Source organism: Rossellomorea vietnamensis, assembly GCF_008180615.1.
Taxonomy (GTDB): domain Bacteria; phylum Bacillota; class Bacilli; order Bacillales; family Bacillaceae_B; genus Rossellomorea; species Rossellomorea vietnamensis_D.
The window spans coordinates 97,976-121,376 of the sequence record NZ_VTEH01000001.1; the positions used below are offsets into that span (position 1 = coordinate 97,976).

25 protein-coding genes and 1 pseudogene are annotated in these 23,401 nt (G+C 39.8%); 6 read left to right on the forward strand and 20 right to left on the reverse strand.

Features of this window, described 5'->3' with window-relative positions; translation table 11 throughout:
* Positions 1-55 precede the first annotated feature (55 nt).
* Positions 56-553, forward strand: a complete 498-nt coding sequence (locus tag FZC79_RS00550) for a L,D-transpeptidase family protein (protein ID WP_148944965.1) — start codon at positions 56-58, stop codon at positions 551-553.
* A gap of 108 nt (positions 554-661) precedes the next feature.
* On the opposite strand, the gene FZC79_RS00555 is transcribed toward FZC79_RS00550, so the two are convergent.
* From FZC79_RS00555 to FZC79_RS00590, 9 genes and pseudogenes are all read right to left on the reverse strand, one after another.
* Positions 662-934 carry a GNAT family N-acetyltransferase gene (locus tag FZC79_RS00555; protein WP_148944966.1) on the reverse strand — a complete coding sequence of 91 codons (273 nt, stop codon included), beginning with the start codon at positions 932-934 and terminating at the stop codon, positions 662-664.
* A 283-nt stretch (positions 935-1,217) separates the two neighbouring features.
* Positions 1,218-1,694, reverse strand: coding sequence for a GNAT family N-acetyltransferase (locus FZC79_RS00560; protein ID WP_148944967.1), 477 nt, complete (start codon positions 1,692-1,694; stop codon positions 1,218-1,220).
* 15 nt (positions 1,695-1,709) lie between these two features.
* Positions 1,710-2,540 (reverse strand): DUF2785 domain-containing protein, encoded by an 831-nt coding sequence (locus FZC79_RS00565; protein ID WP_187442596.1) that lies wholly within the window; start codon positions 2,538-2,540, stop codon positions 1,710-1,712.
* Between the two features lie 19 nt (positions 2,541-2,559).
* Positions 2,560-3,102: a GNAT family N-acetyltransferase gene (locus tag FZC79_RS00570; protein ID WP_148944969.1), complete on the reverse strand. Its 543-nt coding sequence runs from the start codon at positions 3,100-3,102 to the stop codon at positions 2,560-2,562.
* Positions 3,103-4,147: 1,045 nt separating this feature from the next.
* Complete coding sequence (locus FZC79_RS00575; protein ID WP_148944970.1) at positions 4,148-4,603, reverse strand: DIP1984 family protein; 456 nt, start codon at positions 4,601-4,603, stop codon at positions 4,148-4,150.
* Between the two features lie 97 nt (positions 4,604-4,700).
* The gene (locus FZC79_RS00580; protein ID WP_252183229.1) at positions 4,701-5,267 is read right to left on the reverse strand and encodes a GNAT family N-acetyltransferase; all 567 of its coding nucleotides are present in this window, start codon (positions 5,265-5,267) and stop codon (positions 4,701-4,703) included.
* Between the two features lie 57 nt (positions 5,268-5,324).
* Positions 5,325-5,741 (reverse strand): annotated as a pseudogene (locus tag FZC79_RS23520) (DinB family protein); the annotation flags it as partial.
* Positions 5,742-5,978: 237 nt separating this feature from the next.
* On the reverse strand, positions 5,979-6,590 hold the full coding sequence (locus FZC79_RS00585; RefSeq protein WP_148944971.1) for an alpha/beta hydrolase: 612 nt from the start codon (positions 6,588-6,590) through the stop codon (positions 5,979-5,981).
* A gap of 18 nt (positions 6,591-6,608) precedes the next feature.
* Positions 6,609-7,592: a ring-cleaving dioxygenase gene (locus tag FZC79_RS00590; RefSeq protein ID WP_148944972.1), complete on the reverse strand. Its 984-nt coding sequence runs from the start codon at positions 7,590-7,592 to the stop codon at positions 6,609-6,611.
* A gap of 495 nt (positions 7,593-8,087) precedes the next feature.
* Between FZC79_RS00590 and FZC79_RS00595 the strand changes: the two genes are divergently transcribed.
* From FZC79_RS00595 to FZC79_RS00605, 3 genes are all read left to right on the forward strand, one after another.
* Complete coding sequence (locus FZC79_RS00595; protein ID WP_148944973.1) at positions 8,088-8,651, forward strand: hypothetical protein; 564 nt, start codon at positions 8,088-8,090, stop codon at positions 8,649-8,651.
* A 15-nt stretch (positions 8,652-8,666) separates the two neighbouring features.
* Positions 8,667-9,518 (forward strand): VanW family protein, encoded by an 852-nt coding sequence (locus FZC79_RS00600; protein ID WP_148944974.1) that lies wholly within the window; start codon positions 8,667-8,669, stop codon positions 9,516-9,518.
* Positions 9,519-9,766: 248 nt separating this feature from the next.
* Positions 9,767-10,276 carry a hypothetical protein gene (locus FZC79_RS00605; protein ID WP_148944975.1) on the forward strand — a complete coding sequence of 170 codons (510 nt, stop codon included), beginning with the start codon at positions 9,767-9,769 and terminating at the stop codon, positions 10,274-10,276.
* 46 nt (positions 10,277-10,322) lie between these two features.
* Here FZC79_RS00605 and FZC79_RS00610 read toward each other — a convergent pair whose 3' ends face one another.
* The 8 genes from FZC79_RS00610 to FZC79_RS00645 all read right to left on the reverse strand — a co-directional run bounded on the left by FZC79_RS00610 (position 10,323) and on the right by FZC79_RS00645 (position 16,467).
* Complete coding sequence (locus FZC79_RS00610; protein ID WP_148944976.1) at positions 10,323-10,856, reverse strand: GNAT family N-acetyltransferase; 534 nt, start codon at positions 10,854-10,856, stop codon at positions 10,323-10,325.
* Positions 10,857-11,013: 157 nt separating this feature from the next.
* Positions 11,014-11,448: a hypothetical protein gene (locus FZC79_RS00615; RefSeq protein WP_148944977.1), complete on the reverse strand. Its 435-nt coding sequence runs from the start codon at positions 11,446-11,448 to the stop codon at positions 11,014-11,016.
* Positions 11,449-11,939: 491 nt separating this feature from the next.
* Positions 11,940-12,584: a YdcF family protein gene (locus FZC79_RS00620; protein WP_148944978.1), complete on the reverse strand. Its 645-nt coding sequence runs from the start codon at positions 12,582-12,584 to the stop codon at positions 11,940-11,942.
* Positions 12,565-12,912, reverse strand: a complete 348-nt coding sequence (locus FZC79_RS00625; RefSeq protein ID WP_187442597.1) for an NIPSNAP family protein — start codon at positions 12,910-12,912, stop codon at positions 12,565-12,567. The genes FZC79_RS00620 and FZC79_RS00625 overlap by 20 nt, the downstream gene beginning before the upstream one ends.
* A gap of 184 nt (positions 12,913-13,096) precedes the next feature.
* Positions 13,097-14,233 (reverse strand): bifunctional cystathionine gamma-lyase/homocysteine desulfhydrase, encoded by a 1,137-nt coding sequence (locus FZC79_RS00630; protein WP_148944980.1) that lies wholly within the window; start codon positions 14,231-14,233, stop codon positions 13,097-13,099.
* A 4-nt stretch (positions 14,234-14,237) separates the two neighbouring features.
* Positions 14,238-15,155: a PLP-dependent cysteine synthase family protein gene (locus FZC79_RS00635; RefSeq protein ID WP_148944981.1), complete on the reverse strand. Its 918-nt coding sequence runs from the start codon at positions 15,153-15,155 to the stop codon at positions 14,238-14,240.
* Positions 15,156-15,170: 15 nt separating this feature from the next.
* The gene (locus tag FZC79_RS00640) at positions 15,171-15,632 is read right to left on the reverse strand and encodes an S-ribosylhomocysteine lyase (RefSeq protein ID WP_148945449.1); all 462 of its coding nucleotides are present in this window, start codon (positions 15,630-15,632) and stop codon (positions 15,171-15,173) included.
* Positions 15,633-15,822: 190 nt separating this feature from the next.
* Positions 15,823-16,467, reverse strand: a complete 645-nt coding sequence (locus FZC79_RS00645; protein ID WP_148944982.1) for a class I SAM-dependent DNA methyltransferase — start codon at positions 16,465-16,467, stop codon at positions 15,823-15,825.
* Between the two features lie 239 nt (positions 16,468-16,706).
* Between FZC79_RS00645 and FZC79_RS00650 the strand changes: the two genes are divergently transcribed.
* Positions 16,707-17,549: a hypothetical protein gene (locus tag FZC79_RS00650; RefSeq protein ID WP_148944983.1), complete on the forward strand. Its 843-nt coding sequence runs from the start codon at positions 16,707-16,709 to the stop codon at positions 17,547-17,549.
* Positions 17,550-17,572: 23 nt separating this feature from the next.
* On the opposite strand, the gene FZC79_RS00655 is transcribed toward FZC79_RS00650, so the two are convergent.
* Positions 17,573-18,871 carry a Glu/Leu/Phe/Val family dehydrogenase gene (locus tag FZC79_RS00655; RefSeq protein ID WP_148945450.1) on the reverse strand — a complete coding sequence of 433 codons (1,299 nt, stop codon included), beginning with the start codon at positions 18,869-18,871 and terminating at the stop codon, positions 17,573-17,575.
* 382 nt (positions 18,872-19,253) lie between these two features.
* Here FZC79_RS00655 and FZC79_RS22900 point away from each other — a divergent pair, with 382 nt between their 5' ends.
* Complete coding sequence (locus tag FZC79_RS22900) at positions 19,254-19,547, forward strand: hypothetical protein (protein WP_148992101.1); 294 nt, start codon at positions 19,254-19,256, stop codon at positions 19,545-19,547.
* A gap of 217 nt (positions 19,548-19,764) precedes the next feature.
* Here the strand turns inward: FZC79_RS22900 and ggt are convergent, their stop codons facing one another.
* On the reverse strand, positions 19,765-21,471 hold the full coding sequence (gene ggt / locus FZC79_RS00665) for a gamma-glutamyltransferase (RefSeq protein ID WP_148944985.1): 1,707 nt from the start codon (positions 21,469-21,471) through the stop codon (positions 19,765-19,767).
* Between the two features lie 426 nt (positions 21,472-21,897).
* A complete protein-coding gene (gene gsiB, locus FZC79_RS00670) occupies positions 21,898-22,308 on the reverse strand; it encodes a glucose starvation-inducible protein GsiB (RefSeq protein ID WP_148944986.1) in 411 nt (136 codons plus the stop codon).
* Positions 22,309-23,401: the final 1,093 nt, after the last annotated feature.

The following is a 23,401-nucleotide window of genomic DNA, read 5'->3' on the forward strand; positions in this document are numbered from 1 at the left end:
CACGATTTATCATCAGCTTACATATCCTGCAATAAAAGCTTCTTGGAGGTACGCCATGTATCAACATACAGTAAAATCCGGAGAAACTTTATGGTCGATTTCTGAGGATTACCGAACACCATTTGCTGAATTAGTGAAAACCAACAACATCACGGATCCCAGCTTGATTTATGCGGGACAGCTGATCACTATTCCCGGCCTTCCTGACCCGGATACTATCCCTTACTCTATCAGGGTTTCCACCAAACAAAGGAAACTGACACTATTGAGAAATGGAGAGGAAGTTAAGACTTATCCAATCGCCGTAGGAAAAATGTTGTCAGCTACTCCTATTGGAAAATTCGTCATTATAAACAAAGCCCCCAACCCTGGAGGACCATTTGGAACTATGTGGATGTCCCTATCCAAAAAATCTTATGGAATCCATGGAACCAATAATCCTTCTTCTATTGGAAAAGCCGTTTCAAAAGGCTGTATTCGTATGTATAACAAGGATGTTGAAGAGCTAGCCAATACCATCCCAGTAGGAACACGTGTGATCATATCTCCATAAACAGATTCAGAAGAAAAGTAAAGTAAAAAGGACGAAATCAATATCGATTTCGTCCTTAATCATTTTTAGTTTTCTGTACTTACTTGAGACATCTTTTTCATTGATTACTTACTGCAAAACATCCTCATACTTATCATCATTTTTCAATATTTGTTTGGCGAATGGACATTGAGAGTCAAGCTTTAAGTTATTCTCTCTTGCATACTGAACTGCCTTGTCGACCAATTTTTCTCCTATTCCCTGGCCTCTTAACTGTTCCGAAACTAGCGTATGCTCAATCACAATAGCTTCCTCATCAGCAGAATACACTAATTCCGCTTCGGGCGCATTCTCGTCTTCACCCTTATAAAATTTATTTGCACCTTTCCGAATGTCACTCATACTATCCCTCCTCCTCTTTAGGTTTATAAGCTTCTAAACTCCGATTCTTATCAGTGAGCCAAGCCTCTAAACCGTTTCATATTCTGCTGGAACTGTTTTAAAGGTCAGCAGCGAAATACTTGTTGAAAGGACTATAGCTAAATAAGAATTCAGCCTTCCAAAACAAAACCTTCCATTTGTACTATTCCCTAATTAAAAAACAGATAAAACGTTTGAATGTTCTATTTGTCTTTTATCATCTTTATTTTGCAATAAAAAAAGAAGCTATCCTCCTGATAACTTCTTAATCTATCTTCATTTCCATTTTCCTTGCCTGGGTTGTCATGCCCATTTTTTGATAAAAGTCAATGGCACTTCTATTGAATTCCCACACGCCCAATTCCAAACTTCCAGCACCGCACTCCTTTGTAAACTCCACCGCTTTTTCAAACAGGAGCCTGGCAAGTCCCTTTCTTCTGTATGAACCTTTCACCCCAAGGTCTTCCATAAATACGACCGGAGCCTGCACTTTGGTATTCCAATTAGGAGGCCAGGTTTTTTTTAGTATCGTAAACGCAACAATTTCACCCTGCTCCTCAATGGTAAAAATTTTCGCTTCAGGAGAAGAAATCAACTCTTCGTAATAGGTTTGATCAAGAGTTTCTTCAGCTTCCTTATATTTATCAGGCCTTGCCTCGGCATGCAAGTCATGAACTTCTTTATGAAGCGGCTGGAGCTTGAAAAAATCATTTATCCCTGCTTCTCTCACTGTGTATTCCATCTGACGACCCCCTGCCTATATTCTGTAAATGTTTCTATGCCACTGTTCCAATACCATGGAAATCTCCTTTTGGACCTCCTTGAATTTCTGTGAATAACCCAGACGGAAATAAAGCGATTTTAATAAGTCCAAGAAGTTCTTCTTTTTCTTGAAAAAAGGTACAGAATAACCAGTTTCATCAAACTGTTTCTTAAGATGATCATTCATTGAGTGAACCCACTCCAGCAGCTGCTGTTGAGTCAACCCTTTTTGCAGGAGGGCTTCTATGACAAAAATCAGCCTTTCATCCTCATCGTCCGTGTAGATTGCTTCTTTTTGATAACAAGACTTTACAGCTTCTAAACAGGCAGCAATCTTTTCTGAGGGGAAATATGGATGGCGAATGGAGGCAGCAAGGAGATCTGCACCGTGAGCAATACTATGAGCCCACCCTTTTCCATGCAAAAACCCGCGGGTATCACGCTCTTTTTTCAGGTATTGAATGGATTTGTCAATTGCTTCTAAAATCAGTTCTTCAGGAAGGTGTTGATTCTCAGCATCTTTTCTCAATACCAATGCAGCAGCAAGTGATGAAAAGCTTCTCGTGAAAACTGTATCAGTCGACCTTTCGCCAATCTTGTAAAAGAGATGGCTCTCATCCAAGGATACACTCAATAATTTTCTCAAGCTGTTATCAGATAGAAGATCTTTCTCCACCCACCAATAGAATGTTGTATAGATTAATTGATCTCTGAGTTCAGGATCAGGATGTCCAATATTCTCTATCATTTCGTCCATGACGATTTCATAGTCGTTTCCTTCGTAATCATTCTTCTTAATATCTTGCAATCTACTCTTTAGATCCATATAAAATCCTCTATTCTCATTATTTCTTCCACTCATGTGAGAGCATGCCGTAAACTTCATGATCAACGTAATGGTCGTAAAGTTTTTCTGCACACCTGATGCTGCCTTCATTCATAAATCCCAGACGCTCAGGAATGCCTCTGCTTCTTTTATTTTCCACTGCAGCCCTGATTTCTACTTTATTCATTTTCAGCTCATTGAAAGCATACTCCGTCAGTGCCTCTACCACCCTGGTCATAATTCCGCTGCCTTGAAATCCCTGTCCGAGCCAATACCCTATGTAAACTATCCCATTGCTCCAGTCAATTTGATTAAAACCTGCTGTACCTGCTACTTCTCCTTTATAAAGAATAAGCGTGGTAAGACTTTTTTGACTAGCGAAGTTTGTGAGGGCATATTGAATAAACCCCTTTGTATCCTCAACTGAATTCGTGCCGTCCAGCCAGGGAAGCCACTCTCGCAAATGTTCTCTTGAAGAATCCGTTAAAGCAAAAAGATCTTCCGCATCCTTTAGTTCCGGTAATTTCAGCGAAAGATTCTGATCAATAATATGTATAAACATAGCGCCACTCCTAATTTCAGCAAATTATCTTTTTAATCTAGAAGGTTGACTCTTTTTCTCTTGTAGGCAGGAGACCTTTTTATTGTAGGCTCTGTTAAAGACTATTGTTGTTTTTAATGGGTATGTTGACTTCCATTCCATGTGTACGACTCCGCGGGGCGGGCGGTGAGCCTCCAGTCAACATATGCGGAGAAACTGAGAATCCAATATAAACTGTCGTATCAACATCCAATAAAAAATTTGGTTAATTCACACTAGAATTAAAAGGAAAAACAAGTCGATTAACCAGCATTTATCAAGTTTCTTTATTGGATGACGCCTTCCTGCTGGCACTTAAACCCAGAATAATCTATAACAACAATATTAACTAACAGTGCCTTATTGTATAGCGTCATTCAAAGATAGTAACGCCCTATGGATAGAAGCTGGCCTGCAATTGAAACGTGCAGCGACTGCTTACTTGAACCATTCCAGCTGTTGACCGTGTTTTCATAACTTGTCGTAAAGCCTGAATAATACGGTATGGTCCATATAAATATCAGAAATATAAATCCTGTGACAAACATGGTATCAATGAGGGATAATGAAAAAGTCTGTGAGCTGAACTAAATCATCATTAATTCAACCTCTAAGGTTAACACCAGCAAATGGTTATACCTTTTAAGAGGTTAAAGTTTGTATGTAAAGAATTTCTCCACCCATGCCCAGGTCTTCGCAACTACCATTATGATAATGATTCCTAAAAAGATGAATACAAAAGCTAAAAAATATCGACCAATCTTTCACCATCTTTCAAGGAAAATATCCCGCTTCCCGCCCTCACCTTACTCCTATCCGATGCGTGGTAGTAACAATGATTGATACTAAATGAAAGGTATTGTGTACTGAGAATAAGTTGTACGATCGGACTTGAACCGATAGGCACTCTCCCAGCCCTGCCATCTTAGAAAGCAATTGCATCCGCTATATTCATAAGGTTACACCTAAAGAGTCAACTGCAAGAACCGCCCGCAGCTCTTCTCACTATATTAGAAAGAAATTAGAATTAGTCTATTTCTGTCAGCCAGTTTGCTTGTTGGATTTTTGTATCGAGCAAACGGTATTCTTTAGATAACTCGTCTATTTCTTTCTGGATTTTCCGAACGCTTACAGTTGGAATTCTGCGGATTTCCGACATACTGTATCTCGCTTCAACAATGGATGCCTGATCTGCTAAAGTTTGGAGCATCTGTCTCTTTTGCATGATAATATCTCTTTTCACAAGTGCATCAGAGAGCTTTCCGAAAGGTTCCAAATCCGATGAAGCATTCGCTTTTTGTATCAATGTTACCAACTCTTCAAGCCTCTTAAAGATGCGTTTCATTTCTTTTAACAGAGTTTGCGGGTCCTCAGGCGGATCTTCTCCTTCCTGAATAACGGCAGACCGTTCAAGCCTTCCGGACATTTGAGAAAGCCGCTTTTGCAAGTCCGCTCTTTCTAATAAAGCTTCTGCTAATTTCAAATTATTCACCCCGACAATATAATTCTGTATTTAAGATATACTACCATAAATTACATAATTCTGAAAAGGTTGAATGTTTGATTTCAATATATTATCGCTATTCATGTGCAGGATTGATGATGGCCAAAACTTGGTGGTCCTCCCACTTGCCATTGATATTTACACTTTTTCGGGCTATACCTTCTTTGTAAAACCCAGCTTTCTCCAATACCCTGATTGACGCAGTATTATAAGGCATTACGCCTGCTTCAATTCTATGAAGCTTCAATTCTTTGAATCCGTAATGAACGAGTAATTTAACCGCTTCTGAAGTGTATCCCTTCCCATTCTGTTTCCTGTCCATAAAATAACCGATAAATGCACTTTGTAAGGAACCTCGCAGAATTTGAAAAAGGTTAATCGTTCCCAAAAGCTGACTTTCACTGCTAGAGTAAATTCCAAAATTGTAACTTTCATCCTTTTCCTTATCTCTTCGAAAGCTCCTGATTCTCTCTTCCTGACCTTGCTCAGTATAAAAACCATTCGGCTGGCGCATTGAAAATTGTTCAAAAAATTCTTTATTTTCTACTTGCAGGTGCAGTAACTCCGCAGCATCCTTATCAATGAATTCTTTTAAAAAGATATCACTGCCTTCTATTAAATCCGCCGTATCACTCGTAAGCAACAGCTTGCCTGTAACCGGCAGTACGCTGGTTAACAGAGCATTTATTTGATTTTGATAATGTTTATCATGCTGGATCAATTCATGGAAATAGTGACTCCATGACATTTTTTCACCTGGAAGTTTTTGCGAAAAAGCTTCAGAAGGCATCGCTTCAATCAAGCCTATGAGCTCAATTCTTGCATTGACAAATTCGTCAATCACTTCTTGTTTATCTGTTTTTCGAGCGTAGGCTGCTGCATTATCATTGATTTTTTGAACATCTAGCTTGCTCTCCGAAAGTTTTTCGTTTTGCAAGAAAGGCTTTAAACGGCTGTCAATCACGTTATGATCCCAGAACATTAAATGGGCAATCACCTCTGCCGTCCCCCACGAACCTTCTTTAAATGGCCTGAACCACACATCCCCTGGTAAGCCTTTGAGCGACAAAGCCCATTCTGCGATCCTTCTATTCTTTTCGATAATTTTGTCTTTCAAATCAATTCCTCCCTAACATAAAACAATGCAGATTTAAAGATTCTGCCCGCCATTTATCTATATTACCAATAGGCTTTATTGTGCTGAGCCTTTCATGCAGGAAAACTAAGCTGAAAAGGAAGAGCTGACTTCCTATTCTATACTTATTATGCATAGCAACTTCTCTTCAGGCAGAAACAAGCTTGGATTTCTAGTTTATTAAGCAATAAAGGCACCCCAAAAGGATGCCTTTACAAATTAATTATTATATTTTTCCTTATACCACTCAGCGGCATGATCCACTTCTTCCCTTGTCAGCTGATGTCCGCCTCTGGTCCAGAACTCTGTGACATCTGCATTTGAAGATCTCAAAGCCGCTGCTAGTTCTTTTGTTTCCTTAGCCGGGATTAAAGGATCATTTTCTCCTGCACCGATAAACACCGGTGTACCACTCAAATCTGCCATATCAATACCACGGAGCGGAACCATAGCATGAAAAAGAATGGCTCCCTGGATTGCATCGCTATAATGATACATCATACTTGCAGCAATATTTGCTCCGTTTGAATACCCAATGGCCAGAACATTATTTCGGTCAAAGCCATATTTTTCAGAACTCTGGTCAATGAATTCCTTCAATTCTTTCGTTCTGAAGACTAGATCTTCCTCATCAAATACTCCTTCTGACAGTCTTCGGAAAAACCGCGGCATGCCATGTTCTGAAACATTTCCTCTAACACCCAGCACCGAACAATCCGGCGCAATCATTTCCCCAAGAGGAAGGAGATCCGACTCGTTTCCTCCCGTACCGTGCAAAAGCAGCAAAGTCGGTCCATTCTTTTGTTTCCCTTGTTTAAAAATATGTTCCATTTTCAAGTCCTCCTTCTTTTACTCTTTCGTCTCGAGCGGCTTTAAACGCGCCTCAATTTGATCTCGCTGGTCTTCGAAATACGGAGGAAGAGCAAGGTTCTCTCCAAGGTGTTCGAAATCTTCATCTCCTTCGAATCCCGGTCCATCTGTAGCAAGTTCAAATAAAATTCCGTTGGCTTCCCTGAAATATAGAGAACGGAAATAATACCTTTCCACAAATCCAGAACTAGGAATTCTCAGTTCCTTCAGCAGCTCGACCCATTTGTTTAATTCGTCTTCATTTTCCACTCTGTAGGCAACATGATGGACACTTCCACGTCCGGGCCGTTCAACAGGAAGATCCGGGCGCTCAATGATGTGAACTTCGGCTCCTGTACCTCCTTCGCCTGTTTCCAAAACGTTTACTTCGAATTGTTTTTCATCAACGGTTGTGGAGTAGCTTCCCTTTCTACGGTACCCCATTAAATCGGTTAGAATTTTTTCTGTGTTTTCCCTCTTGGCGACCGTTAAGTGGATCGGCCCTAATCCGCGAATTCCGTATTCTTCAGGAATCGGACTCTTTTCCCAAGGCTTTCCGCCTTCTACACCCTGGTTATTTTCATCTGAGACGAACATCAGGCGCTGGCCTTCAAAATCTCTGAACGCCAAAGCTGCTCTTCCGCTTTCTGTTGATATTCCATCGTGATCCACTCCGTGTGATTCCAACCTTTTCATCCAGTAGTTGAGAGCTTCATCTGAAGCGACCCTTAATGAAGTAGTTGAAATGCTGTTTGTTCCCTGGTGGGTGCGTCCAGCATGTGGAATTTCAAAAAAGGTCAGGTCAGTTCCCGGATTACCCCTCTCATCTGCATAGAATAAATGGTACACAGATGTATCATCCTGATTGACCGTTTTCTTCACAAGCCTCATGCCTAACACTTTAGTATAAAACTCGTAATTTTCCTTCGCATTTGCAGTAATAGCCGATACATGGTGCTGGCCTTTCAATGGTTTTAATTCCATCATATCCTCCTTAAGTAAGAAAAGTTTTCATAAATCAATTTTATCGTTAATTATCTCAAATTAAAAATATTTGATATGAAAATAATACTTAAATTCTTCACCGCTATAAGAGACGAGTATTTTTCAGCACGGTGAATTGCTGAAGCCAGCTTTTTGCTTCCATTAATTTGAAGCTTTAGCAGAGGAGCAATAAGCACAAAATAGGAGTAAATCGCTATATATGGAGTTGACTAAATTGTGAAGAAGCTCGCTATAATCCTTTTTATCCTTTCTTTATCATTTGAACTGCATACAAACAAATTCTCAAAACAGGTACTCGCTAATGTAGATTTTCAAGTTGAAATGACCCACTGGGAAGAAGTTGATAGGCTGCTCCCCCGAAAATCCAGCTTCCTAGTGATCGATATGGAGACCGGAAAAAGCTTCAATGTCCAGAGAAGGGCTGGCAGCAATCATGCGGACGTTCAGCCACTTTCACACAAAGACACAAAAATCATGAAAGTGATTTACGGTGGAAAGTGGAGTTGGAAGAGGAGAGCCGTTCTCATTCTCTCAAATAACCATCTTATTGCTGCTTCCATGCATGGCATGCCGCATGGTGCAGGTGCATTACAAAATGGTTTTCCCGGCCATTTTTGTATTCACTTTAATGGGAGTACAACTCATAAGACCGACTCTCCCGACCTCTCTCATCACCTTATGATTATGAAAGCTGGAGGACAGCTGGATTCTTATCTCAGTGAATTAGCACCACTGGGGGTAGTTGATGCTTTTCTTACAGGCGCAAAAAATAATGATCAAGTTCTGTTTAAAAAAACGATCCTAAATGAGGAAGCCAACCTTAAAATCCTGAATGAAATCGAAGCGCTAAGGTGGCAGACCAGTACAGTAAGTAACGAGAGAACTCCTTTAATTCAGGAAATTAATGCTGATTTGAAACTTTTTCTAACGGACAAGGGGCCTTTAAATACACGCATTACATTCAAAGTAGTCAAAACCTCGCCAGCCGCACCTTGGAAAGTAGATGAAACACCACTTTTAAAATTACTAATAAAATGAATTGGAGGTGAGCAAATGAAATTGTTATTTATCTTACTAGCTGCTATGGGAATCTCTTCCGATAAATTGAATATCGATTTAAAATACGAAGAAGAAACAGTGGAGAACATCAGTCTGGCAGAATATGAGATGAGTCCTTACCCTGAGTATTTAATAGATGAGACCAAGCTGAACGAACTAATTATCAGGACGAACAAAAAAATTTCAAAAGAAGCTGTTGACGCTTCACTCAATGAACACGGAGAAATAGTCAGTGAACAAAATGGGCGTACAATAGATCAAACCAAGTTCAAACAAGCATTTTATGAAGCCTTTTATAATAGGAAACCTTCTCAGCTGGAAATCCCGGCAAGTCCGGTATATCCCAAAGTTGACAGCGAACTCCTCGAAAGAATTAAACGAAAAAGAATCAGCCATTATGTCACTTACTTTAATGTCAGAAACAAAGAAAGAGTTCATAATATAAAGCTGGCTTCCGATGCAATTAACAACCAGGTTGTGTTTCCCGGCGAAACCTTTTCCTTCAATCAGGTTGTGGGCAAAAGAACGGTTTCGAAGGGATATCTCCCTGCACCGGTCATTATAAAAGGAGAATTATCAGAAGGAATCGGAGGAGGAATCTGCCAGGTTTCCTCTACACTTTTTAATGCAGTGGACCGTGCCGGAGTAAAAATTTTAGAACGATATTCCCATAGTAGAAGAGTGCCTTACGTTCCACCCAAAAGGGATGCCACTGTCAGTTGGTATGGACCTGATTTCACCTTCCGCAATCAACATAACCAGCCCCTTCTTATCCGATCGATGGTTTTAGGCGGACAAATGATTATCATGGTATTTTCCTCAGAAGACCTGGACTATGAACATTAAGGTATTCTACAGCCGCACTAATAAAATGATGCTAATGGTCTCTGGATTTATTCAGGAGACCTTTTAAGTTTTGGTTCTATCCTCATGCTCCTCTTCCATTTTACAGTATTTTTAAATAGCCGACTTCAATGAAAACAATCTAAAGGTTCTAAAGCTTTAGTGGAATAAAAGCCCAGTTTCTCCTGCTAAATATGCTATACTAAACATATGTTTAATTATGAATAGTCGAAAAAGTTAAAGGAGGAAAAATGTTATTATATATAGGTTTTGCCGTACTCTTAATGAATCTGGTCTTTTTTCTGGCCAAATGGTTCGCTCCTGAATCAGAGCTTTTAAACAGCTTCAAAAAAACGTCTCATTTCTGGTGGACACAGTTTGTCTTATTACTGCTATCATTAACGATCATAGCCGGCCACTTTTACGGGCTTTCAAAAGCTCAGTGGTACACAAGTCCAATGTTTGAAAAAGAGTCTCAACTTTATGTAGGTGAAAAGAATGGTCCTGCCATTCTCCATGAATCATTTCCATTTGCAGAAAGGCCATTTGAGTCTGAAATTATCATTCCTGGAAGTGGTGATGGAAAAGAAGCTCTTCTTTCCCCTGTTTCTGAAAGCGGAGAAACTATTGAGCCTTTTGCTTTAACCATGGAGGAAGGGTGTTCCCCCTTAATCGTCACTTTTCCTGAAGAAGGCCAATGGAGAGTTGACGTTGAATACGACGGAAGCGAAAGAGGCTCTATAGTCTTAGAGGTGAAATGATATTCACACTATTAAAGAAGGCAGCATTATGCAGCCTTCTTTCTCTTTACCTGGCGTGGTTCTCTATCCAGAATCTTTTAATTACATTTCCATTTTGTTCTATATAATCTTCAGCTGGTTCTCCCCCATTTTTCAGGATAGTTCTTTCTGAACCGATATTTCCTTTATCACAAACAACAAGCACCCTTGCAATTCCCAACTCTTTAGCTTTTTCCAGCGACAGTGACAATATTTTTGCTGCATACCCTTTCCTTCTTGCGGTCGGACGGATACCGTATCCTATGTGGCCGCCTGTATTTAAAAGCTCTTCTGTTAAAGAGTGCCTGATATTGACCGCGCCGACAATCTTTTTATCCGGATCAATCAGCCAAAAGGTGGAGTCAGGGACCCATCCGTCCGGAAGATTCTCACCCTTAGCATTATTTTCTATAAAGTTCAGCATTGCTGAAAAGTCAGAGGGGTCTTTGCTAATGACCCACGGAACCATATTTTCTCCGCTCTCTTTCCATTCGCGGTAAAATTCCAGGTATTGTTCTTGCAATTCAATAGTTGGTTTAATGAGTTCCGTGTTTTGCACCATAATATATCCCTCTCTCCTGATAAATTCCAACTATAATAACACAAGAAACTCCTATTTTATATAGGTTTTTATGATGTTTTCAGATTAATTTACGCTATGAGGGTAGAAGACAGGAAATGAAAGCCGGTAAGGATAAATACCATCTAATATAATGATATTATGAGTAGGCTATCCAAAATGCAGCACTCCAGCTTCCTATGAGAAAGATCAAACTGGATAAAAAATATAAACTCATTTCTGATGAACTTGCAGCCTCATACTGATGCTTATAAGAATTATTGGTAATAAACTTGGCTACCGTTCCTTGGGAATTGATACTTGCCTTATTTGTTATATTAGTTATCCATCCCAGGCCAAAGAAACATAAACTAGAAACAAAAACAGTATCGATAAAACTCCAGCTGCCTAATTCACTGATTACATATGTTCCTATACCCATCAGTAAAAGAAGGGTTAAAATGATCATGATCTTCATTAATTTTGGATTAACCCTTTTCTCCAAAAACTTACTTATGTAGTCAATTGCAAATGAAGCTAATGTCAAGATGATTAAAAGAATAATCGTAAAAACAACATTCCAAAAAAAATACATTCTTCCGCCTCCTATTGTTTTATAAGTTTCTACGTATTCATTTGGAAAAAGTTTCAATTCATCAAAATTTCGTTTACTAGCTTCAGGTAAGTTTTAATATTTACAGAGTCGTTAACCTGCTTTTTTTGCAAGTGAATTTCAATAAGTTTCGCTGCAAGTCAAGGTCTGCAGTGCAAACGGCCTTCCTCCCTGCGGTGAATAAAAAAACGAAATCACATAAGATTTCGCCCATTCCTACTTACTGTTTCAGCACTCTTCTTCTTTATGACAGACATTTACGAAAGGATGAGGATCAATTTAAAAGCAGGCTGTTTTAGCATATATTGTTGCTTTCGGATTTCCCCGGATACTAAGAATTTTAACTATAAACGGGAAAGAATCACTCTTTTCTTTTCAGTTTTGCCAGATTTCATCTTCGTAATAGGGTTATTTCTCTAAAATTAGTATAGAATAGCAGCAAAGTTTGCGAAAAGAGCTTTTTGAAAGAACCTCTACTGCAATTTCTTAATCTCTAGAGAAATAATATCTCCTTTTTCTCCATAAGCAAGAATTCTTAAAAATTCTCCCCATACTCTGTTTCGCCCAGTTTCTGATTCATTCCAGGTCTCTCTTGCCACTTTTTCGCCCTCATATTCCGCATCAAAAGAATAAGGAATATATTCCAGGCTCTCTCCAAGATGTTTTCTAAGTGTTCTCTCCTGCCGACCGGCAGCATGGCTTTTACAAATATACAATAGAGACTGAATGCCTGAAAAATCAAAAACTTCTTTCGCGTAGAGAACGTTTTCTAAAGAGTTGGACGATCTGTTTTCAAATACGATTTTATTTACGGGAATGCCTTCCTCTATAAGATGGGCACAGATAAGATCCGCTTCTTTGGCTGTCCTGTCCTCCCACTGTGGGTGAGGAACACCAGTGATGCTTATTCCTCCCGTCACGATGACTCTGTCACACAACCCTCTATGATAGGCTTCAACTGCCTTTTTCCAGTGACCCGGATGAGTTCCGCTAAATACAAATAAGGCATCACATTTCTTCGGTTCAATTCTTTCTCCAAAAACGATGGTGGTAAGATCTTTAACCCTGCGCTCTGTAAATTCAGGTGAAATTGGCTCTTTAGATATCAACGGTTTCACTGCTATCCCTCTCCTTTTCTTTGTAATCTCCCGTCATCTCCCAAAACTCCTGGCTCGAAGATATAAATAGTTCTGGAAGCTCTTTCTTACGTTTTTTTGCCTCTTCATGCATTTTTGTCTGCCGTATTTTTCTTTCAATTTCTTCATAATGATCTAAATTCTCATATGCCCAGATCGCTGTGACTTTGTTTTTGTAAGAATTCACCCACCGGCCTATAAGATGAGAACCATGATTAATCTGGTTAGGAAACAAATACTGTAAAAAAAATTCATTGAATAACTCGAGGTTCTCTTCAGAAACTTTGTACGTTTTCACTCTATAAATCACAACAACCCCTCCTTTATTCCATTTTATGCCTTTTATTTCGCGTTTTCAATATAAATTTAATCTTTAATATAAAAATTATGAAATAAAATGAACAAAACAGCAAAAAAGCTATCCTTTAGCAACTATTTATGACAATCTATAATCAGCAAAAAAAAGCAAGTGCCTCAGCACTCGCTTTACATCATTATTCATCCAAAGCACTTTCTACATCTTCAATAAGATCTTCTACATCTTCCAGGCCAATCGACACACGAACAAGACCATCAGTTATTCCTAATTCCGCTCTTCTTTCAACAGGTATTGAGGCATGTGTCATTTTCGCAGGAACGGAGATCAAGCTCTCCACAGCACCAAGACTTTCCGCTAGCGTAAAGTACTTGACATTGGTTAACAATTTTTCAGCATTTTCTTCATTTCCCACATCAAACGAAATCATTCCGCCGGCACCACGCGCTTGTTTTCCGTGTACATCACTGCCTTTATGGGAATCAAGCCCTGGGTAGTAAATTGAGCTCACCTTGGGATGCTTTTGAAGAAACTCCACAAAACGTTTAGTATTTTCTTCGATCTCTTCCATTCTGATACCGAGTGTTTTGATACCTCTCATCAGTAACCAGGAATCCTGCGGCCCCAAAATGGCACCCGCAGAGTTTTGAACAAAGTGCATGTCTTCTGCAAGTTTTTCTGAATCAACGACAATCAATCCTGCTACAACATCGCTGTGGCCCCCAAGATATTTAGTTGCACTGTGCAGGACAATGTTAGCTCCCTGTTCAATCGGGTTCTGCCAATATGGTGTGCTGAAGGTATTATCAACGATGAATAATAAATCGTTCTCTTTTGTAATTTTAGAAACTGCTTGCAGGTCAGTAATCTTTAGCAGCGGGTTTGTTGGTGTTTCAACATAAACTGCCTTCGTGTTTTCCTGTATAGCTTCTTTTATCTTTTCCGTATCGGATGTATCAATGAAGGAAACGGAAATTTCGAAGCGATTCAGCACTTTGGAAAGCAGACGGTATGTACCGCCGTAAACATCATCCGTAAAGATGATATGATCTCCTGATTTAAACAGCATCATCAAGGATGATATGGCTGCCATTCCAGAACCAAAAGCAAATCCTGAGTGTCCGCCCTCAATATCAGCGATCAATGTTTCAAGTGCATGTCTGGTTGGGTTTCCTGTACGGGAATATTCAAAACCACGATGCTGCCCCACTCCATCTTGCTTGTATGTGCTGACTTGATAAATCGGAACGGATACCGCACCTGTCTGCTCGTCTCCGGTTATACCGCCATGAATTAATTTTGTTTTTCTTCTCATGATTTCACTCCTCATAGATTCCTTGACTTAGATATCGTTCGCTGCTGTCAGGGAAAATCGTCACAATGTTTGTTCCCTTTGCAGCCTTTTCTGCTTCTTTAAGAGCCGCTGTAAATGCAGCTCCTGATGAGCTGGCAACCAGCAAGCCCTCTTTAAGTGCCAGCTCTTTCACTGCTTTAAAGGCTTCCTTGTCGGATATGGTATATATCTCATCAAAGTAGTCAGTATCCATATAGGAAGGAAGAAATTCCATACCTATCCCCTCTGTCTTATGAGGACCGGATTCTCCACCATTTAAGATGGACCCTTCCGGTTCAACAATGACAGTTTTAACAGCTGAATTTTTTTCCTTGAGATACCTGGCCGTCCCCATAAAGGTTCCTCCCGTTCCTCCCCCAGCGATAAATATATCAATCTTTCCATCTAACCCATCGTGTAATTCCGGCCCCAAAGTTTCATAATAAGTCTCAGGGTTAGATGGGTTGTCGAATTGCTGGGGACAATAAGAGCCTTCTATTTCGCGGCTAAGTTCTTTCGCTTTCTGAATGGCGCCTTTCATCCCAAGTTCGGTGGGAGTATTGACCACTTCAGCACCTAAAGCACGCATAAGCGTCTGTTTTTCAACACTGAATTTTTCAGGTGTCACAAACATTACCTTATAGCCTTTCCCTACAGCTGCAAGGGCAATTCCAATCCCGGTATTACCGGCAGTGGGTTCGATGATTGTACCTCCGGGCTTAAGCGCTCCGGTACGCTCAGCATCTTCCAGCAGCTTAACTCCCAGGCGGTCTTTGATGCTTCCACCTGGATTGAAGTATTCAAGCTTGGCAAACAATCGAACTCCTTCAGGAAGCCCCATATTGGTCAGCTCCACCAATGGTGTATTTCCAATCAGTTCTTGTACACTATTTACATATTTCAAGAATACCGCCCCTTATTAAGCAAATACTTCTGTCCATTCATCTCTTTTTGAAAGCATATCTTCCGCTAGTTCTTTAGCACCTTCAAGGCTGTGGCTTGCCGCAAATCCGCATTGAACTTCATTACAGGCAGGAACTTCTGTTGCTTCAAGGACATCTTTCAAAGTATTTTCAATAACTTCCAGAACCGTATCATAGCTGTCATCATTCAGAACCGTAATGTAGAAACCTGTCTGGCAACCCATAGGACCAATATCGACGATTCGATCATGATGATTGCGGCTGAATTCAGCCATCATATGTTCAAGTGAATGCAAAGCAGGCATATTCATGTATTCTTTATTAGGTTGCTTGATCCGGAAATCATATTTGTATATTCTGTCTCCGCTTTGACCTTCTGTTGTCCCTACCAATCTCACATAAGGAGCTTTTACTTTTGTATGATCTAAATTAAAACTTTCGACATTCATTTTAGGCATATCCCATCTCTCGCTTTCCAAAAAATTAGTTTTCAAAATCCTGTTGAGGCTGCTTACTGTAATATGGCCATTTTCCTTTAAGACCTAATAAAGTCTCGGACTCCCTCAGATAATCAGATACCGGAAGCAGACAGTCTGCCAGAAAGTCAGCCCCCGATGATCTGCTTCTTCTGTATATGATTGGCTTTGCCTACTTCTTTGTTGCTGTCATAACCCAAACATACTTATTTTTCTGAATAAATTCAACTGTAAACCCATGCTTTTCACACATTGCTGTTAAATTTTCCAAATAGGAATAATGCTCACTGTTCAGGTCGTCTACCAGATTATTATAGTAAGAGGCTATCGCGTGTTCCATGATCGCTCTTTTGGCCGATTTATCTTTAAAAACAGTATCAGCAAAAACTATAACACCTTGATTAGGAAGTATTCTGCTGTACTTTTCGATCGCTCTGTCTTTATCAGCGTCAGTCAAATGGTGAAAAGCATAAGAGCTTACAATGGAAGTGATTTGTACTTCCGGAAGCTGAAAATCAAGAAAATCACCATCTTTTATCTTCGCTTCCGGCACTTTGAGCTGGCCAATCTTTAACATTTCTTGGGAAGGCTCAATTCCGTAAACATTGTACCCTTTATTGACCAGCTTTCTTGTCAGATTACCGGTCCCCACGCCAAATTCAAGTATATTCGGGCCTTTAGAATTTCTGACCACCGACTGCAATATTTCTTCATAGTTCTCAAAAACTTCTCTATATTCGATGTCTCCATCTTCAGAAACGGTCTGATCATATGATTGGGCCCAATTATTGAACAAATCAACAAATTCGCGACTCATTTTTTATCACCCTTTTGTTTTCTAACAAACCCGATAAGAATACTCAGGTATGCTGTTTGATTTTATGATATCACAACAACTTTATAAAATAAATCCGCAGATGCCTATTTTCAGAAAATATTCAGCTTGAAGAATGAACTTACTATGAATAAAATAGGCAATTCCTTGAAAGTATAATTAGGAAACAGCTCTGGTGAATATGTAAATGTTTCATTCACTTAAGGAGGTATCCAAAAGTCTTGAAACGAATCAATAAAAATTCAGTTCCTTTTATTCTGCTTTCCTTTATACATATTGCCCTTTTCATTTTCACTCTGCATAAAAAACGTGATAGAAAGACAATCACTCTTTTGCTATCTAATGTCGCGTTTGCTTATATATTTGAATACATTGTATTCAATGTGCTTCAGTCTTACCGTTACAACCCCAAAATCCTGAAGAAGCGACAGCTCGATAATGCCTTGGGAGCATTGCTTTCACAAGCGATTTACATTCCCATAACAGGGACAGCCCTTTCCGTTTTCCGGCTGGGATGGCCGGCAAAGTTCTTAGCCATTATTTATTTTCATTTAATTGAACTGTACTTTCTTAAGATCAATAATTACCGGCTTCACTGGTGGAAACCACTATACACATCTCTCTTGCTGCCTGTCTTTTTTGCTTGGAGTGACTATTGGAACAGAAATCTCCATCAGAAGAACAAATTGTTTCTTTGGTTTTCAACATATTTATCATTAGGAGTTATCACAAAAACCCTTTTGTTTGTTCTGGATATTTTTAAAAAACGAAAAATTGGAGTAGGGATGGTTCATACTTGGAGAGAGCATTTTTTGATTTCCCCACTCTATATGTTTATCTGCTCAGGTGTGGCTCTTCTGCCTGCGGTCAAAAACCGGACTTCCAGCAAAGCAGCCTCCATGATAATCATGACCTTCATTAACCTTCTGCTTTTACGAATGAAGATCATAAACAGCAGAACAACTTTGATATGGACCACGGTTCAAAACTTATTTATGGTTTTTTTATCTCCAAGAATAAAGTCCTTTATATTTTCCACACCAAAAGAAGACAGACACAACTAAAGGAGTGTATCTGTCTTCTTTTCTCAGCATTCTATTGGCATCTTCCAATTCTTTATCCAGCCTCTTGCTTTCATGGCTTCAGCCAAGCGTCCGACTCCTACGAGATAAGCGGACTCTCTCATCGAAGCGTTCTTCTCTATCTTCATACGGTACACGCTGTCAAAAGCATTTTCCATTTTCTCTCTCAGTTTTTCGTTCACTTCCTCTTCTTTCCAGAAGTAGTGCATTGCGTTTTGAACCCATTCAAAGTAGGACACTGTTACCCCGCCTGCATTGCATAAAATATCCGGAATGACAAAAATGCCTTTCTGCTCCATAATATGATTTCCTTGCGGAGTAGTCGGCCCGTTAGCAGCTTCTGCTACTATACTCGCTTTAATAGAAGGTGCCGTCTTCTCCGTAATTTGATTTTCCAGAGCAGCCGGGACAAGGATATCACAGTCTGCCGCAAACAATTCTTCATTCGCAATATCCCTGCTTCCAGGAAAGCCTTTGACCGTTCCTTTTTCATTAACATAGTCAATAAGGCTGATGATATCCAATCCATCAGGATTATAGGCGCCCCCTCCAGCATCAGTGATCGCGGCAACTTTTACACCCTGCTCATGAAGAAGCTTGGCGGTTATAGAACCAACATTCCCGAACCCTTGGATGACTGCTGACAATTTATCCAATTTCAGATTCAAACGCTTGGCCGCTTCCATAATGTTGATGACGACACCCCTTCCCGTTGCCTCAATACGGCCTTCAGATCCACCGATGATTACAGGCTTCCCTGTAATGAACCCGGAAACATCCTTGCCTCTCAGCCGATCAAATTCATCAAGCATCCACCCCATAATCTGTCCGTTTGTATTTACATCAGGTGCAGGGACATCCTTATCCGGTCCTATAATAGGTTCAAGCTCTCTGATATACCCCCTGCTCAATTCTTCAAGTTCTCTTTCAGATAGCTCTTTAGGATTAACAACGACACCGCCTTTCCCTCCTCCGAATGGAAGTCCGACGAGGGCGGATTTTATTGACATCCACATGGATAAAGCAACTACTTCATCCTCATTAACCTCTGGATGAAATCGTATTCCGCCTTTTGTCGGCCCAAGAATGTCAATGTGCTGGGAGCGCATTCCCGTGTAATTTACATATTCTCCGTTATCTTTACGGACGGGTATGGATACCTTCATCACCCTCTTAGGTTTTTTTAAAATGTTGTATACTCCTTCAGGGAGGTCGAGCGATTGAGCTGCCCTTGCAATCAATTGCTGTGCAATCAAATAAGGGTTTGTGATTTCCTCCCCATTTTTTTGTTCCTTTACCGGCATTTCTGTCTTCACTTCAGCCGCAACTTCATTCTTCGCACCTATTTGAGGTTCTTTATTCGTCACTTTAGGTTTTTCATCCATCTTGATATCTTTAGTTGGATCTGGTTTTCTCATTGAATTCCCTCCATCAATTAGTAGTCCGTACAGCCATTTCTCTCATTTCTTCAAATACCCCCTCACTTTCTATGTAAACGTTTTATTCCCGTTTCCTTGTTAAGGTCCAATGCGTGAAACCTTAAGCGGCATGTGCTGTTCAAAGACACAAGCGAGAATTCAACAAGTAACTTAAATGAATATTTTGATAATTAAGTATTTATTATTTTGTCACTCCGTTATTATTAAGAGGAAACCGTGAATTTAATTTAATGAGGTGAGGATAGCAGTGAAAGTTATGCTTGAGTTAGTCAGGATTTTGTTTTTGTTTCTTTTTTTTGGCGGAATGCTTGGCGGGCTGATTAATTTGATATATAAAGTTCTGGGGGTTGTAATAAATGAGGATGGTTCGGGTGGTTGGTTCCCAGCCTTTGCCATCCTGTTAATTCTATATGTACTCTATAAAAACTGGCTTCAATTTTCAAGCTTTGTGAAAGGAACAAAAAACAAGCTTTCTGCTAAAGTGTCACTTACACTGATTTCAAGTGCTTTGATGTTAATTATCATAGCCCCTTTTATTTGATCCTTATCATTCAGCCTATTTCCAGCTAAAATTTCAAGTGTGTAATTCAGGCACAACATTGAAAACAGCGGTTCTTCTATTGGATAGGCAACTATATACGCCATTCCAACTACCATACGAGGAGAATTTACTCAGCCGGGCAGGGAGACAGGCGAATTTTTTTAAAAATTTACCTTAAGTTTATTGGTGACAAAAAAAGACTGCATAAATGCAGTCTTTAAATTCTGTCAGCCTCTTCCTTCCACACTCCTGAAGCTTTACCCGGCCTGGTAGAGTCAGCAGCACCATAAAAGAGGTTTTCCTCTTTATCAATTAAAATTGCCTGAACATTACCTATAGGCATTGTATCATCAAGTATCTCGATCCCCAGATCTTTTAACTTTTGCTTTACTCCATCGCTGAAGTCATCTTCTACCCATACCTCAGGGGCTGTACTGTTATAAAGCCGGGGATGTTCAATTGCTTCTTTCAGGTCCATCTTGAAGTCGATTACATTCATAATCACATGAGCAACAGATGAGACAATCGTAGGCCCTCCTGGTGAACCAAGCGTCATAAAAGGCTCTCCATCTTTCAGGATAATTGTCGGGCACTTTGCGCTGACCGGATATTTCCCTCCACGCATTTCGTTGATATGCTCTTTCTCCACTTTGAAGTCTGTTAAATCATTGTTTAATAAAAATCCGTATTCTTCAATCATGATGCCCGTTCCGAAATAATGCTCTAATGAAGACGTACAGGAGGCAACATTTCCCCACTGGTCCACTGCAGTGAAATGAGTGGTTTCTCTTCCTTCGCTTCTATTTTGAGAGGAGGCACCTGGATTCATTTCACTTTTCTCATATTCCCATGGGTTACCAAAATCAATATCAGGGTTTCTGCCGCCGTTAAAATCAATAAATTTCGCTCTTTCAGCAATATACTCAGGATCAAGCAAGCCGTTTACAGGGACATTATGAAAATCGGGATCACTCATGTAGGCTAGTTTATCCGAGAAGACAAGGCGCATTGCTTCTGAAAGAATAAAATATTTTTCCCATGAAGAAGCATTATATTCACTTAAATCAAATTGCTCGATGATCTTTAATATCTGCAGCAGATTTGTTCCTCCCCCATTCGGCGGCGGCGGAACTGCAACGTCGTACCCTCTATAATTTCTTACAACAGGCTCTTGAATCTGGCATTCATAATTCTCAAGGTCACTCATCTCCATGTGACCATTATGAGACTGTAATCTATCAATAATTGCTTCGCCGATTTCACCTTTATACAATGCATCAATTCCTTTTTCTTTGAAAATCCTGAAAGTCCTTGCTAAGGCTTCATTTTTTACCAGATCTCCTTTGACGAGCGGAACGCCATTCGGGTAAAAGAATTCTTTGGCTGTATGGCCAACCCTGTCGCCATAAAGCTTTAAAGCTGTATCCCACAGCGAATTTACTGTGAATCCTTTTTCCGCGAGATCGATTGCAGGATCAATCAGTTCTCCAAGATCCTTAATTCCATAAGTTTTATTAATGGTATCCAGCGCTTTCATTATCCCTGGTATCCCGACAAAACTTTCATTCATCGTCCTTTCCACAAAAGGTATCACTTCTCCATTTTCATTCTTGCACACTTCGGGATGGGCACTTTGAGGAGCTTGTGAGTGTCCATTAAAAACTTTAGTTTCTCCCGACTTCTTATGGTGATAGACGATAAAACCACTGGCTCCTACACCTGTATTGAAAGGTTCAGAAACAGCAAGGGCAAACTGCATTGCTACTATGGCATCCGCTGCTGTCCCTCCTTTACGGAGCACTTCAGCACCAATGTCACTTGATTCCTTTGTTGCACTGGCAGTCATCCCATAATCCCCGACCGCTTTGTAACGATCTTCACTGCGTTCATATTTTTGGTTTTTATAGATTTCCTTCATCTTCATAACCCATTCCTCCTGACTGATTCCGGTCATATTAACTGCATGTCTGGCTATCTTAACAAACGCTATATTTAATTCCTGCTAGTTAACAGTTAACTATATAGATTACTTTTAATGTGATTCTTTTAATTGAAGTTAATAGTATCGTTACCCATAAAAATATCTGTTTAAAACCTTCTTCAAAAAGATAGTATGAAAGGAATAAATTTAATTAATGCCACCATAGGCTTCTTTCAATCCACTAAAGAACCTGATAGCCTTTTGTGAATTGCAAACTTGGGGTTAACTATCCCCCTGCTGTTAAAATGCCTGACAATTTAATCTCAGTTTCCTTACTATGTACAGGTAATCATTTTCACGGAAAGTAAAGAGCTTGCACATCAATGTGCAAGCTCTTTAGGATTCTTATGGTAAACGGTGCAGTACTTATTAGTTGTTATTATTGTTGTTGTTGTTCTGTCTGCTGTTTCCGCCTTTTTCGCCAATTTCCTTATAGAAATCTTTGTCATGGTTATTAGAAGTTGCTTCTCCGCCTTTTTCACCAATTTCCTGATAGAATTCTTTATCATGGTTTTCGGAAGTTGCTTCTCCGCCTTTTTTCCCAATCTCCTGATAGAAATCTTTGTCATGATTATTGGAGGTTGCCTCTCCGCCTTTTTCACCAATTTCCTGATAGAATTCCTTATCATGGTTGTTGGAAGTTGCTTCTCCGCCTTTTTGTCCGATTTCCTGATAAAATTCTTTGTCATGATTATTAGAAGTAGTCTGTCCGCCTTTACGTCCTGCTTCTTCCAAACTCATTTTACCATTGTCGTTTTGATTGTTGTTGTTTTTAGCCATTATTAATTCCTCCTTAAAGAATAAAATAGTTTTTTTCATTAGGTTGAATTACTCTAGCTGTTTTCTCAGATGTCCTTAACTGTCTTGATGAGTCGTCTTGCAGTTAACTCAACACGAAATAACCCTGTTGAGCAATGACTTTTTATCTTAACCTGTGTTCTTATTCTTCCACTTTTAAAGTCTATTAAACTCCAAATGATATTTTTAACATTAATGTAACGTTACTGTAATTCTATTTATACTTAAAATATGGTATGGAACCTTCTGCTTCTAGTACTTCTGCTCCTATGTAGATTAAGTTCATTTCCTTTTGTAATATTTAATTTTACAATGCTCTTTAAGTAAACTTTGATACTTTATAATAAAAATCCTGAATGAGTCTCTTATTTCATGCGCAATCTATCCAATAGGCAGAATATTAAAGCTCTTTTACCCAGCTAAGAACCGAGGCAGCCAAATTCACGTAAACGCCTGATAACTTCACTTGCCGCCAAACAAGCTTGCACTCTTTTTATTTTTTAGCATGATGCAAAGAGGAATAGTTATTTCCATACAAACAAGCTTCTACATCCACGCTTATGATAATCGGTTCATGGAAAAATAGTGGAAGTATATTCGCTTTCCTCTCAGAATGGATACATTTAAGGGGGAAGTTAATAAAAGCCAATAACAGAACCTGTTAGCATAATGGGTTCTGTTTTTAAGTACAAACTTCTAATTAGCCAAAGAAATGGTAGAGTGATTTCCACTCCAGATGCGTGACTCCGCGGGGCGTGCGGTGAAGCAAAAGTGGAAGCGGCCGTTCAGCGACGTACAGATTTTAGGGCTCTCGCATGAGATAAAGGAATCACGAAGAGCGACAGCGATTCGATGATGACTTATCTATATAAAGTGAAATGGCCCCGCTCAGCGGCGTACGGACTGGACTGACTCCGCATGAGATAAAGGAAACACAACGAACATAGTGAGTTGATGTTGACTTATCGCAAGGAGGAGGCAGGGAAGTACGCTAGCCGCCTTAGGCCATGCAGCTAGATTAGCAAGGAGAGAGACCGAAATCTGCTAGTCGCTGGCCGCTGGAGCTGGATGAGCC

Bases quoted from the DNA above. Each gene is read 5' to 3' on its own strand.
- FZC79_RS00590 (WP_148944972.1), bottom strand. From the start codon at position 7,592: ATGGAATTAAAACCATTGAAAGGCCAGCACCATGTATCGGCTATTACT.
- FZC79_RS00640 (WP_148945449.1), bottom strand. From the start codon at position 15,632: ATGCCTAAAATGAATGTCGAAAGTTTTAATTTAGATCATACAAAAGTA.
- FZC79_RS00655 (WP_148945450.1), bottom strand. From the start codon at position 18,871: ATGCCGGTAAAGGAACAAAAAAATGGGGAGGAAATCACAAACCCTTAT.
- FZC79_RS00610 (WP_148944976.1), bottom strand. From the start codon at position 10,856: ATGGTGCAAAACACGGAACTCATTAAACCAACTATTGAATTGCAAGAA.
- FZC79_RS00565 (WP_187442596.1), bottom strand. From the start codon at position 2,540: ATGGATCTAAAGAGTAGATTGCAAGATATTAAGAAGAATGATTACGAA.
- FZC79_RS00605 (WP_148944975.1), top strand. From the start codon at position 9,767: ATGTTATTATATATAGGTTTTGCCGTACTCTTAATGAATCTGGTCTTT.
- ggt (WP_148944985.1), bottom strand. From the start codon at position 21,471: ATGAAGATGAAGGAAATCTATAAAAACCAAAAATATGAACGCAGTGAA.
- FZC79_RS00555 (WP_148944966.1), bottom strand. From the start codon at position 934: ATGAGTGACATTCGGAAAGGTGCAAATAAATTTTATAAGGGTGAAGAC.
- FZC79_RS00585 (WP_148944971.1), bottom strand. From the start codon at position 6,590: ATGGAACATATTTTTAAACAAGGGAAACAAAAGAATGGACCGACTTTG.
- FZC79_RS00630 (WP_148944980.1), bottom strand. From the start codon at position 14,233: ATGAGAAGAAAAACAAAATTAATTCATGGCGGTATAACCGGAGACGAG.
- FZC79_RS00595 (WP_148944973.1), top strand. From the start codon at position 8,088: ATGAAAGTGATTTACGGTGGAAAGTGGAGTTGGAAGAGGAGAGCCGTT.
- FZC79_RS00600 (WP_148944974.1), top strand. From the start codon at position 8,667: ATGAAATTGTTATTTATCTTACTAGCTGCTATGGGAATCTCTTCCGAT.
- FZC79_RS00615 (WP_148944977.1), bottom strand. From the start codon at position 11,448: ATGTATTTTTTTTGGAATGTTGTTTTTACGATTATTCTTTTAATCATC.
- FZC79_RS00560 (WP_148944967.1), bottom strand. From the start codon at position 1,694: ATGGAATACACAGTGAGAGAAGCAGGGATAAATGATTTTTTCAAGCTC.
- FZC79_RS00645 (WP_148944982.1), bottom strand. From the start codon at position 16,467: ATGAGTCGCGAATTTGTTGATTTGTTCAATAATTGGGCCCAATCATAT.
- FZC79_RS00550 (WP_148944965.1), top strand. From the start codon at position 56: ATGTATCAACATACAGTAAAATCCGGAGAAACTTTATGGTCGATTTCT.
- gsiB (WP_148944986.1), bottom strand. From the start codon at position 22,308: ATGGCTAAAAACAACAACAATCAAAACGACAATGGTAAAATGAGTTTG.
- FZC79_RS00570 (WP_148944969.1), bottom strand. From the start codon at position 3,102: ATGTTTATACATATTATTGATCAGAATCTTTCGCTGAAATTACCGGAA.